The organism is Streptomyces apricus (assembly GCF_008369065.1).
In the GTDB taxonomy this organism is placed as follows: domain Bacteria; phylum Actinomycetota; class Actinomycetes; order Streptomycetales; family Streptomycetaceae; genus Streptomyces; species Streptomyces apricus.
This window is the reverse complement of sequence record NZ_VDFC01000040.1, coordinates 340,174-353,559: the sequence shown is the minus strand read 5'-3', so window position 1 is coordinate 353,559 and position 13,386 is coordinate 340,174. Positions and strand designations below refer to the sequence as shown.

The window sequence follows — 13,386 nt, the reverse complement described above, 5'->3', positions numbered from 1 at the left end:
CCTCCCCTCCCCTCCCCTTTCTTCCCCTTCCGGGGCTGTGCCCTGTGGAGGTGTGACCTTCGCTACTTCACGTGCCCGGGTCCGCGGGGTGCGGTACGGGCTCCGTACGTGGGACGCTCGGCCGCGAGGGGCGTGTGTGGTGACTGGTGCGAGGCGGAGTACGCCGTTCGTGCCCCCGTGCGCCCACGCGGACGGTACTCCACCCGGGATATCGGGTATGTGCCCATTAACCCCATGAAACCGGACATGGTCCGCTTCCAGTCTGGGAGTGATCTGAGTGATCCACACCGAGGGCGATGTCGCCGAGTGGACCTTTCCGGCGGACCCGGGCGCCGTCAGGACCGCCCGCACCGCTGTCCGGCAGCAACTGCGTGCCTGGGACCTCGACACCGTGAGCGATGTGGCCGAACTGCTGGTCAGCGAGCTGGTGACCAACGCCCTGCGGCATGCGACGGGCCCCATCGGGGTGCGGCTCGTACGTCCCTCGGGGCCGGCCGGGACCTTGCTGGTGGAGGTCTCCGACCCGTTGCCCGACCCGCCCAGGGAGCGTGCCGCCCGGCCCGACGACGAGACCGGCCGCGGTCTCCAGCTGGTGGCGAACTCCTCGTGCCGCTGGGGCACCAGACCGGGTCGCGAGCGGGGCAAGACGGTGTGGTTCGAGCTGGCCCTGCCGGGCTGACGGACCCGTCGGCCGGCGCCTGACCGGCGGCCGATCCGCGGCGGGAGATCCGCCGGCCGCGGGTCCCGGCGTCAAGGAGACGCCGGACGGTGGTTCGACGGGGTGCCACGTGGTTAGAAGACTGGGAGTGTTTGTCGCAGCCGGTCCTAAAAGCATCGGGACCGTGCTGTGATCGTGAACACCGTGTTGTGCGGCACCGTAGTGCTGGATACTGCGGGCAGCCGCTGCCGGTGACCGGTGCCGGACGCGGTGAGCTGGAGGGGACGGTTCGCGTGAGCGAGATACCAGCGAAGGCCACGGAGTCCGAGGACCCGTCGGGCGGCGCGATGGCTGATGCGACGACAGGCGACGGCGCCGCGCCGGTCGGAGGGCCGACCTGGAGGCGGGCCGGCCGCCCGACCGATGCGCGCGGCGCGGTGCCCGGAGGAACCTCCGCCGCCGGACGCGGGCACGTGCCCACCGGTGCGGCCGGCGACGAACGCGGAGGCGTGCCCGGTCGTACGTCGCCCGGCGACGAACGCGCGGCCATGTCCGGCGGTGAGTCCGGCGCCGGGCGCGGGGACTTGCCCGGCCGTACGTCGTCCGGCGACGGGCGCGCGGTCATGTCCGGCGACGGGCCCGGTGGCATGTCCAGTCGTGCGCCCGCGGAGGGACCTGGCGGTGCGCCAGGCCGTGCGGCCGGTAGCGGCCCCGGCGGTGTGTCCGGTCGTGCGGCCGGTGACGGACCCGGGCGCGTGCCGGGCGAGGGGGCCGGTGACGGACCCGGGCGTGCCGCGGGCGAGGGGACCGCTGACGTATCCGGTGACGCGGCCGGTGACGTCGTGTGGCAGAGCAGTCCGCCCGGCTCGATCTACGACTACATCAAGGTCGCCTCGTTCTCGATCGGCCCCGACGGCCTCGTCGACCAGTGGAGCCTGCGCGCCGAGCAGTTGTTCGGCATCAGCGCCGACCGTGCCGTGGGCATGGACCCCATCGAGGCGTTCCTCGCCGAGGACCGGCGCGACGTCGGGCAGCGGAAGATGGCCGAGGTCCTCGACGGCAGGGAGTGGACCGGCGTGGTCCCCTTCCGGCTGCCCGGCTCCGGGGGCACCGGCACCCGCGCCGAAGGGCTCGCCGAGGTCTACGTCATGCCGACGCGGACCCAGGAGGGCGAGCGGGCCGCCGTGTGCATCGTCGTCGACGTCCGCACGCTGCGCAGCATCGAAACGGATCTCGCCGCGTCACAGGCCATTTTCGGTCAATCTCCCTTCGGCTTCCTCCTGATCGACCCCGACCTGCGCATCCGCCGCGCCAACCAGCGGTTCGCCTCGATCTTCGGCGGCACGGTCGACGACCACCGCGGCCGCACGGTCAAGGACTACCTGCCGCCGGGCGAGTCCGAGCGCGTCACGGCGATCCTGCACCGGGTCATGGAGACGGGCGACTCCGTCACCGAGATGCTGGTCACGGGCACCGTGCCCGGTTCCGCCGAGCGGCGCCACTGGTCCATCAACCTCTACCGCGTGCACGGCGGTTCGGGCCGCCCGATCGGCATCGCGTGGCTGGGCACCGACATCACCGCCCGCCGCGCCGCCGCCCGCGAGGCCGCGCAGGCCCGGCGCAATCTCGCCCTCCTGAACGAGGCGGGCGCGCGGATAGGGAACTCGCTCGACCTGGAGACCACGGCCCGCGAACTCCTCGACGTGGCCGTCCCCGGCTTCTGCGACCTGGCCTCCGTCGACCTCTACCAGGGCCTGCTGGCCGGCGACGAGACCCCGCCGGGACTCGCCGACGGCAGCGCGGAACTGCGCCGGGTCGCCTACGCCAGCGCCGTCTCCGACGCCCCCTTCACCGGCGGCCGCAAGCCCGTGCGGGTCGGCGCGGTCCACCACTTCGCCTTCAACTCGGCCTGCGCGGACGCCCTGCGCACCGCCAAGCCGCAGACCGTCGTCCCCGAGGAGGGCGGCCTGATCCAGTCCACGCTCGCGGTGCCGATGGTCGCCCACGACACCGTCGTCGGCATCGTCCAGTTCTCCCGTACGAAGGGCAGCGAGCCGTTCGGGGAGCGCGACCGGGCGCTGGCGGTCGAGCTGGCCGCCCGGGCCGCCGTCTGCATGGACAATGCCCGCCTGTACCGCCGCGAGCACGAACGCGCCCTGATCCTGCAGCGCTCCCTGCTGCCGCCCGGCGACCCGGAGGCCTCCGGCCTGGACATCGCCTGCCGCTACCTCCCGGGGAACGCGGCCACCGAGGTCGGCGGCGACTGGTTCGACGTCATCGAGCTGCCGGGCCACCGCACGGCGCTGGTCGTCGGCGACGTCATGGGCCGCGGTCTGCGCGCGGCCGTCGCGATGGGCGAACTGCGCACGGCCGTACGCACCCTGGCCCTGCTCGACCTGGAACCGGCCGAGGTGCTCTCCGCGCTGGACGAGATCGCCCAGGGCCTCGGCAGGCCCGGCGGCGTCCAGCAGGCCACCCGCGGCGTCCGCCAGTCCCGGGACGCCGACCTCTCCGAGGTGTACCTGGCCACCTGCGTGTACGCGGTCTACGACTCCGTCACCCGGCGCTGTACGTTCGCCAACGCCGGCCACCTCCCGCCGGTCCTGGTCGAGCCGGGCGAGGGCGCGCTCATGCTCGACGTACCGCCGGGGATGCCGCTCGGCGTGGGCGGCGAGCCCTTCGAGGAGGTGGAGGTCGAACTGCCCGAGGGAGCCCTCCTGGCGCTCTACACGGACGGCCTGGTCGAATCGCGCGACCACCCCCTCGACGAGGGCCTGCAGGCCTTCGTGGGCGCCCTCACGGACCCCTCGGAGCCGCTGGAGGACGTCTGCGACCACGTCCTGAGCACCCTCGACACCCACCACGGCGAGGACGACATCGCGCTGCTGATGGCACGTGTCCAGGGACTGCCCGCCGAGTCGGTGGGCGACTGGACGCTGCCGCGCGAGCCGCGCAGCGTGGGCCGCGCCCGCGAGTTCGCCCGCAACCAGCTGGTCGGCTGGGACCTGGAGCCGCTCGTCGACACGGCCGAGCTGCTCGTCAGCGAGCTGGTCACCAACGCCCTGCGCTACGGCGAGGGCGAGATCCGGCTGCGGCTGCTGCTCGACCGCACCCTGGTCTGCGAGGTCTGGGACGCCGGTCTCGTCCAGCCCCGCCGCCGCCGGGCCCGCGACACCGACGAGGGCGGCCGCGGGCTGCAGCTGGTGGGCCTCCTCAGCGCCGCCTGGGGCTCGCGCCGTACGCCCCGGGGCAAGACGGTCTGGTTCGAACTGCCCCTGCCCAGCGCGGGAAAGGGGCTCGCGGACCCGGCGGCGGCCCTGCTGAGCCTCTTCTGACCCCCGCCCGTACCGAACCTGCGCCCGGGCCCGGAACCGGTGCCCGGGCCCCGGGGGCGTGTCAGTCCCCCGGGGAGCGCCGCCTGATCTTCGACCCCAGCCAGACCAGCGGGTCGTACTTCCGGTCGACCGCGCGCTCCTTCAGGGGGATCAGCGCGTTGTCGGTGATCTTGATGCCCTCGGGGCAGACCTCCGTGCAGCACTTGGTGATGTTGCAGTAGCCGAGCCCGTGCTCGTCCTGGGCCGTCCTCTTGCGGTCGAGACCGCTCTCGCCGGCCGCGTCCAGCGGGTGCATGTCCAGCTCGGCCACCCGCATCAGGAAGCGCGGCCCGGCGAAGGCGCTCTTGTTCTCCTCGTGGTCGCGCACCACGTGGCAGGTGTCCTGGCACAGGAAGCACTCGATGCACTTGCGGAACTCCTGCGAGCGGTCCACGTCCTCCTGCATCATCCGGTACTCGCCGGGGCCGAGGCCCTCCGGCGGTACGAAGGCGGGCACCTCGCGGGCCTTCGTGTAGTTGAAGCCGACGTCGGTGACGAGGTCGCGCACCACCGGGAAGGCCCGCAGCGGGGTGACGGTGATCGTCTCCTCCCGCGTGAACACCGACATGCGGGTCATGCACAGCAGCCGCGGCCGGCCGTTCACCTCCGCCGAGCACGAACCGCACTTGCCCGCCTTGCAGTTCCAGCGCACGGCGAGGTCGGGGGCCTGGGTCGCCTGGATGCGGTGGATGATGTCGAGGACCACCTCGCCGTCGTTCACCTCGACCCCGAAGTCCTCCAGGCCGCCGCCCCCGACGTCCCCGCGCCACACCTTGAAGCGGGCCTCGTAACTGCTCACTCGTAGAGCTCCTCTTCGGCGAGGTACTTGACCAGCTCCTCCTTCTCGAAGAGGGCGAGCAGGTCCGGGCGGATGGGTTCGGTGGTCTCCCGGACGAGGTCGATCTGGCCGCGCACGGGGTCCGTCGCCGCCAGGCCGCCGGTGGGATCGGTCAGCCGGCACAGCAGGTTGACGCGCCGCCAGGCCCGGTCCATCGCCGGGTGGTCCTCCCGGGTGTGGCCGCCGCGCGACTCGGTGCGCTCCAGCGCGGCCCGTGCCACGCACTCGCTGACGAGCAGCATGTTCCGCAGGTCGAGCGCGAGGTGCCAGCCCGGGTTGAACTGCCGGTGCCCCTCGACCCCGGCCCGCCGGGCCCGCAGCCGCAGGTCCGCGAGCTTCTCCAGGGCCGTCTCCATCTCGGCCTCGCGGCGGATGATGCCGACGAGGTCGTTCATCGCCTGCTGGAGCTCCTGGTGGAGGGTGTACGGGTTCTCCGGCGGCCGGCCGTCCTGGACGCCCGGCGCGGGCCCCTCGGCGGAGAAGGGCCGCAGCGCCTCCGCGGCCGCCGCGTCGACCTGGACGTCGTCCACGGCGGGACGGTCCCCGGTGAGCCCGGTGGCGTACTGCGCCGCGTGCAGTCCGGCCCGGCGGCCGAACACCAGCAGGTCGGAGAGCGAGTTCCCGCCGAGCCGGTTGGAGCCGTGCATGCCGCCCGCGACCTCACCGGCCGCGAACAGGCCCGGCACCCCGCGGGCCGCCGCGGTGTCCGACTCGACCGCGATGCCGCCCATCACGTAGTGGCAGGTCGGCCCGACCTCCATGGCCTCGGCGGTGATGTCGACGTCCGCGAGCTCCTTGAACTGGTGGTACATGGAGGGCAGCCGGCGCCGGATCACCTCGGCGGGCATCCGGGTGGAGACGTCGAGGAAGACCCCGCCGTGGGGCGAGCCGCGGCCCGCCTTGACCTCGGCGTTGATGGCCCGCGCCACCTCGTCCCTGGGCAGCAGTTCGGGCGGGCGCCGGTTGTGGTCCGGGTCCTCGTACCAGCGGTCGCCCTCCTCCTCGGACTGCGCGTACTTCTCCTTGAACACGTCCGGGATGTACTCGAACATGAACCGCTCGCCCTCGGAGTTCCTGAGCACCCCGCCGTCGCCGCGCACCGACTCGGTGACGAGGATCCCCTTCACGGACGGCGGCCAGACCATGCCCGTCGGGTGGAACTGCACGAACTCCATGTTCAGCAGCGGCGCGCCCGCGAGCAGCGCCAGCGCGTGCCCGTCGCCGGTGTACTCCCACGAGTTCGACGTCACCTTGAAGGACTTGCCGATGCCGCCGGTGGCGACCACGACCGAGGGCGCCTCCAGGACGAAGAACCGCCCGGACTCCCGCTCGTAGCAGAACGTCCCGGCGACCCGGCCGCCCTCCTTGAGGATCCGGGTGACCGTGCACTCCTGGTAGACCTTCAGCCGCGACTCGTAGTCACCGGTCTCCTTGAAGTCCTCCTGCTGCAGCGACACGATCTTCTGCTGGAGCGTGCGGATCAGCTCCAGGCCCGTGCGGTCGCCGACGTGCGCGAGCCGCGGGTACTCGTGCCCGCCGAAGTTGCGCTGGGAGATGCGCCCGTCCGCCGTGCGGTCGAAGAGGGCGCCCCAGGTCTCCAGCTCCCACACCCGGTCGGGGGCCTCCTGCGCGTGCAGCTCGGCCATCCGCCACTGGTTGAGGAACTTGCCGCCGCGCAGGGTGTCGCGGAAGTGGACCTGCCAGTTGTCGCCGGAGTTGACGTTGCCCATGGCGGCCGCGATGCCGCCCTCGGCCATCACGGTGTGCGCCTTGCCGAACAGCGACTTGCAGATCACGGCCGTACGCGCCCCGCGCTCGCGCGCCTCGATCGCTGCACGCAGGCCGGCTCCTCCGGCACCGACCACGACGACGTCCCACTCCTGCCGGTCCACCACGGGCATCAGAAGCACCTTTTGTCTGTCAGAAGAGGGTCGGATCGTCGAAAGCGCCGGACGCGAGCAGGTACACGTAGAAGTCGGCGAGCGCCACGCTGATCAACGAGGCCCACGCGAGCTGCATGTGACGGGCGTTGAGGCGGCCGACGAACTGCCAGGCCCGGTAGCGCACGGGGTGCTTGGAGAAGTGCTTGAGCTTGCCGCCGACGATGTGCCGGCACGAGTGGCAGGAGAGGGTGTACGCCCAGATCAGCGTGATGTTCACGAGGAACACGAGCGTGCCGAGCCCCATGTGGCCCCACGCGTACTCCTCGTCGCGGAAGGCGAGGACCGTGTCGTACGTGAGGATCCCGGCGACCGGCACCGCCGCGTAGAAGAAGTAGCGGTGGACGTTCTGCACGATCAGCGGGAAGCGGGTCTCGCCGGTGTACTTCTTGTGCGGTTCGGCGACCGCGCAGGCCGGCGGCGACGCCCAGAAGCCGCGGTAGTAGGCCTTGCGGTAGTAGTAGCAGGTCAGCCGGAAGCCGAGCGGGAAGATCAGGATCAGCAGGGCGGGGGACAGGCCCCACCAGCTGCCGAACAGCTCCCAGTTGGGCCCGCCCCGCATCGGCTCGCAGTTCTCCGCCAGGCAGGGGGAGTAGAAGGGCGAGACGTAGGGGGCCGCGTAGTAGTCGCTGTTCGCGAACGCCCGCCAGGTCGAGTAGACGACGAAGGCCAGCAGCCCGGCCGCGGTCGCGGCGGGCGCCAGCCACCAGCGGTCGGTGCGCAGGTGCGGGGCGGTGATCGCGGCGCGCGTACCACCGCGTACGCCGCCGCGCGTGCCGCGCACGCCGCTCTTCGGTTGGGGTTCCGTACCAGTGGCCAAGGAGAGCTCCGGTCGGGGATCAGGGTGCGTGGCGGTGGCGGGCGCCGAGACCCTCGTCGTCGGAGTCCGTCCACAGGCTGTCGTCGTACGGGGTGTCGGGGATGGACACGAGGTCGGGGCGTTTGCGCCCGGCGATGCCGGGTGCGGCCTCGCGCAGCAGCGCCACGCTCTCGCGCAGGTGATCGGCGTCGGTGCGCACCCTGCGCATCTCCAGGCCGCCCCCGCCCATCTGCTGTTCCAGGCGCTTCACCGACCGCACGAGGTCGTCGAGGCAGCGCTGGACTGACGTCAGGTCGTCGTGCACGGACATGACTTGCCCTCACTTCCGCGGACCCGGCGGCCCAAGGCGGCAACGTTCATGCGCCTGCGAGTGTCGCGCTTCACATGAGGCCCTGGGAAGAGATCTGCCGGGATTGGCGGATCGTGCGCCGTCGGCGCACGCCCCCGGGCGCGGATGTTGCGCCACACGGGTGGGGTTCGCGCCCCCTGTCGCCGTGTCGCCGCCCGCACGCGGAGACTCTCCCCTTCAGTGGCCCATAGATCGATCTATGCGGCCACTGAAGGGGAAAGGATTCGCCACCGGCGGGAGACACGGCGACGGGCGGGGGGAACCCCACCCGTGCGGCCCAACGGCACCGGCTTGCGGCTCCTTGTCGGGTGCGGGTGCGTGGGGGCTGAGCGCGCAGTTCCCCGCGCCCCTCGGCAGCGGGGCTGCGCCCCGGCTTTTGTCTTTGGGGGCGCGGGGAACTGCGCGACAAGCCCCCACCGGCCCGCACCCGACAAGGAGCCGCAAGCCGGTGCCGTTGGGCCGCACGGGTGGGGTTCCCCCCGCCCGTCGCCGTGTCTCCCGCCGGTGGCGAATCCTTTCCCCTTCAGTGGCCGCATAGATCTGATCAACACCAAATACCGCCAGACGTGATCAGACCACCCGTTTTCACCCGCGGAGCGGCCCCCCGGAGGTACCAGTCATGTCCCACGACGGCGTCGGACCCCGCGCGGTGGCGCGCCCGGTCGCGTTCCTCACGGCGGGTGTCCTCGTGCTGCCCGCCCTCGCTGGGTGCAGCGAGCAGGACGAGGCGGGCCGGCCCTCCGCCGGCCAGGACATCGCGGCCGCCGAGCGCGACCGGGTCGCCGACGGCGGCACCCTGCACTGGGCCGTGGACGCCGTCCCCGAGACCCTCAACACCTTCCAGGCGGACGCGGACGCCACCACCTCCCGGGTGGCAGGCGCCGTACTGCCCGCGTTGTACCGGCTCGACGTGAACGGCCGGCCGCAGCGCAACCCCGACTACCTGGAGTCGGCGGAGGTCGTCGAGCGCGAGCCCCGGCAGGTCGTGCTCTACAAGCTCGACCAGCAAGCCGTCTGGAGCGACGGCCGCGAGATCGGCGCCGCGGACTTCGCCGCCCAGTGGCGCGCCCTGTCCGGCAAGGACACCGCCTACTGGACGGCCCGCAACGCCGGCTACGACCGCATCGAGAAGATCGAACGCGGCGCGAACGACCTGGAGGTCCGGGTCACCTTCAAGAAGCCGTACGCGGACTGGCAGTCGCTGTTCACGCCGCTGTACCCGAAGGACGTCACGGGGACCCCGGACACCTTCAACGACAGCGCCCGCCGCGGGCTGAAGGTCACCGCGGGCCCCTTCACCGTCGACGAGGTCGACCGCGCGTCCGGTGACGTCACCCTGAAGCGCAACCCCCGCTGGTGGGGCCGCCCCGCCAAGCTCTCCGAGCTGGTCCTGCGCGCGGTGCCGCGGGACGGGCGCGCCGCCGCGCTGGCCGCGGGCCGGCTCGACCTGGCGGAGATCGACGCGTCCCAGGCACGGCGCATCACCTCCGCCGGCCGGGAGGGGAAGGCGGCACAGGGCGCCCCGCTCACCCACGGCCCCGGCGCCGCCCTCACCCCGGGCCGGGCGCTGCGCTCCTGGGCGATCGCGCACGGTTCCGACGAGGAGGCGGCCGAGGAGGAGATCACGGCCCGCAAGAAGCGCGCCAGGGCGGCCCTCAAGTACGCCGGTCAGCAGTCCTCCCTGCGCGGGTTCACGGTTCGCAGGTCCCTGGAGCCGTCCTTCACCCAGCTCGCGCTGAACGGCTCCGAGGGCCCGCTCGCCGACGAACGGGTCCGCCGGGCCGTGGCCCGCGCCCTGGACCGCGAGGAACTCGCCGAGGTCGTGCTGAAGCCCCTGGGCCTGCCCGCCGAGCCGGTCGGCAGCCACCTCGCGCTCGCCGGGCAGCACGCGTACGCCGACGGCAGCGGGGCGCTGGGCGGGCAGGACACCGAGGAGGCGCAGGCCCTGCTCTCCGACGCCGGCTGGGTGGCGGGCGGGCCGGTCAAGAAGGAGAAGAAGTCCAAGAAGGCGGCCGGTGCCGAGCGCTCCGAGGGCGCGGACGGCACAGGCGACGACGGCGCGTACATCGTGGGCGGGACGGACGACAAGCCGGGCGGCCGGCGTGGCGCCGGACCCGGCGACGGCGGCGCCGTGCTCGCGCCCGCGCCCCTGGCCGAGGTGCAGCGGACCGCGCTCCTCGTCCAGGCGGCGGAGCTGGACGGGCGCCGCGTGGCCGGGAAGGACGGGGACGGCGGGAAGCCGGCGGAGAAGGCCGAGAAGACCGAGAAGTCCGAGAAGGCGGAGAAGAACCTCGCCCAGGACGGCGCGAAGCGGCTCGGTCCCGGCGCCCCCGGGGCGTACGCCCCGAAGGGCACGGCCGCCCCGGGACGCGCCGCGGCGGGACCGCTCGCCCGGAACGGCAAACCGCTGTCGCTGCGCTTCGTGCTCCCCTCGGGCCCCGGTTCGCAGCCGCTGCGGGCGGTGGGGGAGCGGATCGCCCGGATGCTGGACGAGGTCGGCATCCGCACCCAGATCTCCAAGGTCGCGGACGACAGCTACTTCAAGGACCACATCGCCTCGGGCGAGTACGACCTGGCGCTGTACTCGTGGCCCGCGTCCGCGTTCCCCGCGACCGACGCCCGCCCCATCTACGCCAAGCCGGTCCCGGCGGCGGACGGCTCCCTGAACGTCGAGCAGAACTTCACCCGGGTCGGCACCGACCAGGTGGACCAGCTCTTCGACCAGGCCGTCGCCGAACTGGACCCGGAGGAGTCCCGCGCGCTGGTCCGCAAGGCCGACGCCCGCATCTGGGCCGCCGCGGGCTCGATCCCCCTCTACCAGCGCCCCCAGCTGACGGCGGCCCGCACAAACCTCGCGAACGCGGGAGCCTTCGGCTTCCAGACCCCGTTCTACGAGGACATGGGCTTCCTGAAGAAGTCGTAGAACTGCAGGTGAAAAGCAGGGCCGCGCCCCGACAGGGGCGCGGGGAACTGCGCGACAAGCCCCCACCGGCCCGCACCGTGAGAGCCGACCGGTCCAACCCGCGCAGCCCCAGCGGCAGCGGCCCCGTACCATGGGGTAAGGCCGTGGCACGTTTCAGCCCGGCAGGGCCCCGCGCAGCAGCGGATGGCCGTCACCTCACTCCGGGAGAAGCGCCTCAATATGGCCACGCGCCACGACATCCGCAACGTCGCCATCGTCGCCCACGTCGACCACGGCAAGACCACCCTGGTCGACGCCATGCTCAAGCAGGCCGGTGCCTTCGCCGCGCACGCCGCCGAGTCGCTCGACGACCGCATGATGGACTCGAACGACCTGGAACGTGAGAAGGGCATCACGATCCTGGCCAAGAACACGGCGGTCAAGTACCACCCGAAGGATGGCGGCGACGTCATCACGATCAACATCATCGACACCCCCGGCCACGCCGACTTCGGTGGTGAGGTCGAGCGCGGCCTGTCGATGGTGGACGCGGTCGTCCTCCTCGTCGACGCCTCCGAGGGCCCGCTGCCGCAGACCCGCTTCGTGCTGCGCAAGGCGCTGCAGGCCCGCCTGCCCGTCATCCTGTGCATCAACAAGACGGACCGCCCCGACTCGCGTATCGACGAAGTCGTGAACGAGGCCTACGACCTCTTCCTCGACCTGGACGCGGACGAGGACCAGATCGAGTTCCCCATCGTCTACGCGTGTGCGCGCGACGGTGTGGCTTCGCTCACCAAGCCGGAGGACGGCACCGTCCCGGCCGACAGCGACAGCCTGGAGCCGTTCTTCTCCACGATCCTCTCGCACGTCCCGGCCCCGTCCTACGACGAGGAGGCCCCGCTCCAGGCGCACGTCACCAACCTGGACGCGGACAACTTCCTCGGCCGCATCGCGCTGCTGCGCGTCGAGCAGGGCGAGCTGCGCAAGGGCCAGACGGTCACGTGGATCAAGCGCGACGGCACCATGTCGAACGTGCGCATCACCGAGCTGCTGATGACCGAGGCGCTCACCCGCAAGCCCGCCGAGAAGGCCGGCCCCGGTGACATCTGCGCCGTCGCCGGCATCCCGGACATCATGATCGGCGAGACCCTCGCCGACCCCGAGAACCCGGTCGCGCTGCCGCTCATCACGGTCGACGAGCCGGCCATCTCGATGACCATCGGCACCAACACCTCGCCGCTGGTCGGCCGCGGCGGCACCGGCAAGGGCGCCGAGAACAAGGCCGCGGTCAAGGACCGCAAGGTCACCGCCCGCCAGGTCAAGGACCGCCTGGACCGCGAGCTGGTCGGTAACGTCTCGCTGCGCGTCCTGGACACCGAGCGCCCCGACGCCTGGGAGGTGCAGGGCCGCGGTGAGCTGGCGCTGGCCATCCTGGTCGAGCAGATGCGCCGCGAGGGCTTCGAGCTGACCATCGGCAAGCCGCAGGTCGTCACGCAGATGATCGACGGCAAGGTGCACGAGCCGGTCGAGCGCATGACGATCGACGTCCCCGAGGAGCACATGGGCGCGGTCACGCAGCTCATGGGCGTCCGCAAGGGCCGGATGGACAACATGTCCAACCACGGCTCGGGCTGGGTGCGCCTGGAGTTCGTCGTCCCGTCCCGCGGCCTGATCGGCTTCCGTACCGAGTTCCTCACCGGTACGCGCGGCACCGGCATCGCGCACTCGATCCACGAGGGCCACGAGCCGTGGTTCGGCACGCTGACGACCCGCAACAACGGCTCGCTGGTCGCCGACCGCGCGGGCGCCGTCACCGCCTTCGCGATGACGAACCTGCAGGAGCGCGGCGTGCTGTTCGTCGAGCCCGGCACCGAGGTGTACGAGGGCATGATCGTCGGTGAGAACTCGCGCGCCGACGACATGGACGTGAACATCACCAAGGAGAAGAAGCTCACGAACATGCGGTCGGCCGCGGCCGACTCGTTCGAGGCGATCGTCCCGCCGCGCAAGCTCTCCCTGGAGCAGTCGCTGGAGTTCTGCCGCGACGACGAGTGCGTCGAGGTCACCCCGGAGGCCGTGCGCATCCGCAAGGTGAACCTGGACGCCCGTGAGCGGGGCCGCGCGGCGAGCCGCGCCAAGCACGGCTGACCGGGACCTCCCGGACCCCGGGAGTCCGCTCCCGGGGCCTCTGAGGGCCTCCTGAGGGGGTTCTCCGCCGACCGAACCAAGTGCCCGGTCCCCGTACGTCGGGGGGCCGGGCCTTCGCCGTGTGCGCGCGGGGCGAAAACGGCTCAGTTCGGGCAACGGCGGCAACGGAGCGGCGGCGTTCGCATATCGGGCAATGCCCAATCAAGTTTCGGACACGTAAACGAAATTACCTACACAAATGCCCGTTTTGACGGAGATACGTCTCACCTGTCAAGCGCGCGTAGGTGTCATTCTCTGCAATTTTTGCCCAAAATTTCGGCGGTAGGGAGATCCCTATGCCTTCCGCCCTTGACGCGC

General features: G+C 72.0%; 8 protein-coding genes. 4 read left to right on the top strand and 4 right to left on the bottom strand.

The window, feature by feature from the left end; translation table 11 throughout:
* The first annotated feature begins 277 nt into the window (after positions 1-277).
* A complete protein-coding gene (locus FGF04_RS14515; RefSeq protein ID WP_149511718.1) occupies positions 278-679 on the top strand; it encodes an ATP-binding protein in 402 nt (133 codons plus the stop codon).
* 626 nt (positions 680-1,305) lie between these two features.
* Entirely contained in the window at positions 1,306-3,993 is a 2,688-nt protein-coding gene (locus tag FGF04_RS14510; RefSeq protein WP_408055635.1) for a SpoIIE family protein phosphatase, read from the top strand.
* 61 nt (positions 3,994-4,054) lie between these two features.
* On the opposite strand, the gene FGF04_RS14505 is transcribed toward FGF04_RS14510, so the two are convergent.
* From FGF04_RS14505 to FGF04_RS14490, 4 genes are read right to left on the bottom strand one after another with little or no spacing between them, the layout of a single operon-like run.
* The gene (locus FGF04_RS14505; protein WP_149511716.1) at positions 4,055-4,831 is read right to left on the bottom strand and encodes a succinate dehydrogenase/fumarate reductase iron-sulfur subunit; all 777 of its coding nucleotides are present in this window, start codon (positions 4,829-4,831) and stop codon (positions 4,055-4,057) included.
* Positions 4,828-6,771, bottom strand: a complete 1,944-nt coding sequence (locus FGF04_RS14500) for a fumarate reductase/succinate dehydrogenase flavoprotein subunit (protein ID WP_149511715.1) — start codon at positions 6,769-6,771, stop codon at positions 4,828-4,830. Before FGF04_RS14500 ends, FGF04_RS14505 begins: the two co-directional genes overlap by 4 nt.
* Positions 6,772-6,790: 19 nt before the next feature.
* A complete protein-coding gene (locus tag FGF04_RS14495) occupies positions 6,791-7,630 on the bottom strand; it encodes a hypothetical protein (RefSeq protein ID WP_149511714.1) in 840 nt (279 codons plus the stop codon).
* Between the two features lie 19 nt (positions 7,631-7,649).
* Positions 7,650-7,940, bottom strand: a complete 291-nt coding sequence (locus FGF04_RS14490; RefSeq protein WP_149511713.1) for a hypothetical protein — start codon at positions 7,938-7,940, stop codon at positions 7,650-7,652.
* Between the two features lie 658 nt (positions 7,941-8,598).
* On the opposite strand from FGF04_RS14490, the gene FGF04_RS14480 reads away from it, so the two are divergent.
* Positions 8,599-10,902, top strand: coding sequence for an ABC transporter family substrate-binding protein (locus FGF04_RS14480; RefSeq protein ID WP_149511711.1), 2,304 nt, complete (start codon positions 8,599-8,601; stop codon positions 10,900-10,902).
* A gap of 219 nt (positions 10,903-11,121) precedes the next feature.
* Positions 11,122-13,029 (top strand): translational GTPase TypA, encoded by a 1,908-nt coding sequence (gene typA, locus FGF04_RS14475; protein WP_149511710.1) that lies wholly within the window; start codon positions 11,122-11,124, stop codon positions 13,027-13,029.
* The last annotated feature ends 357 nt before the right edge of the window (positions 13,030-13,386 follow it).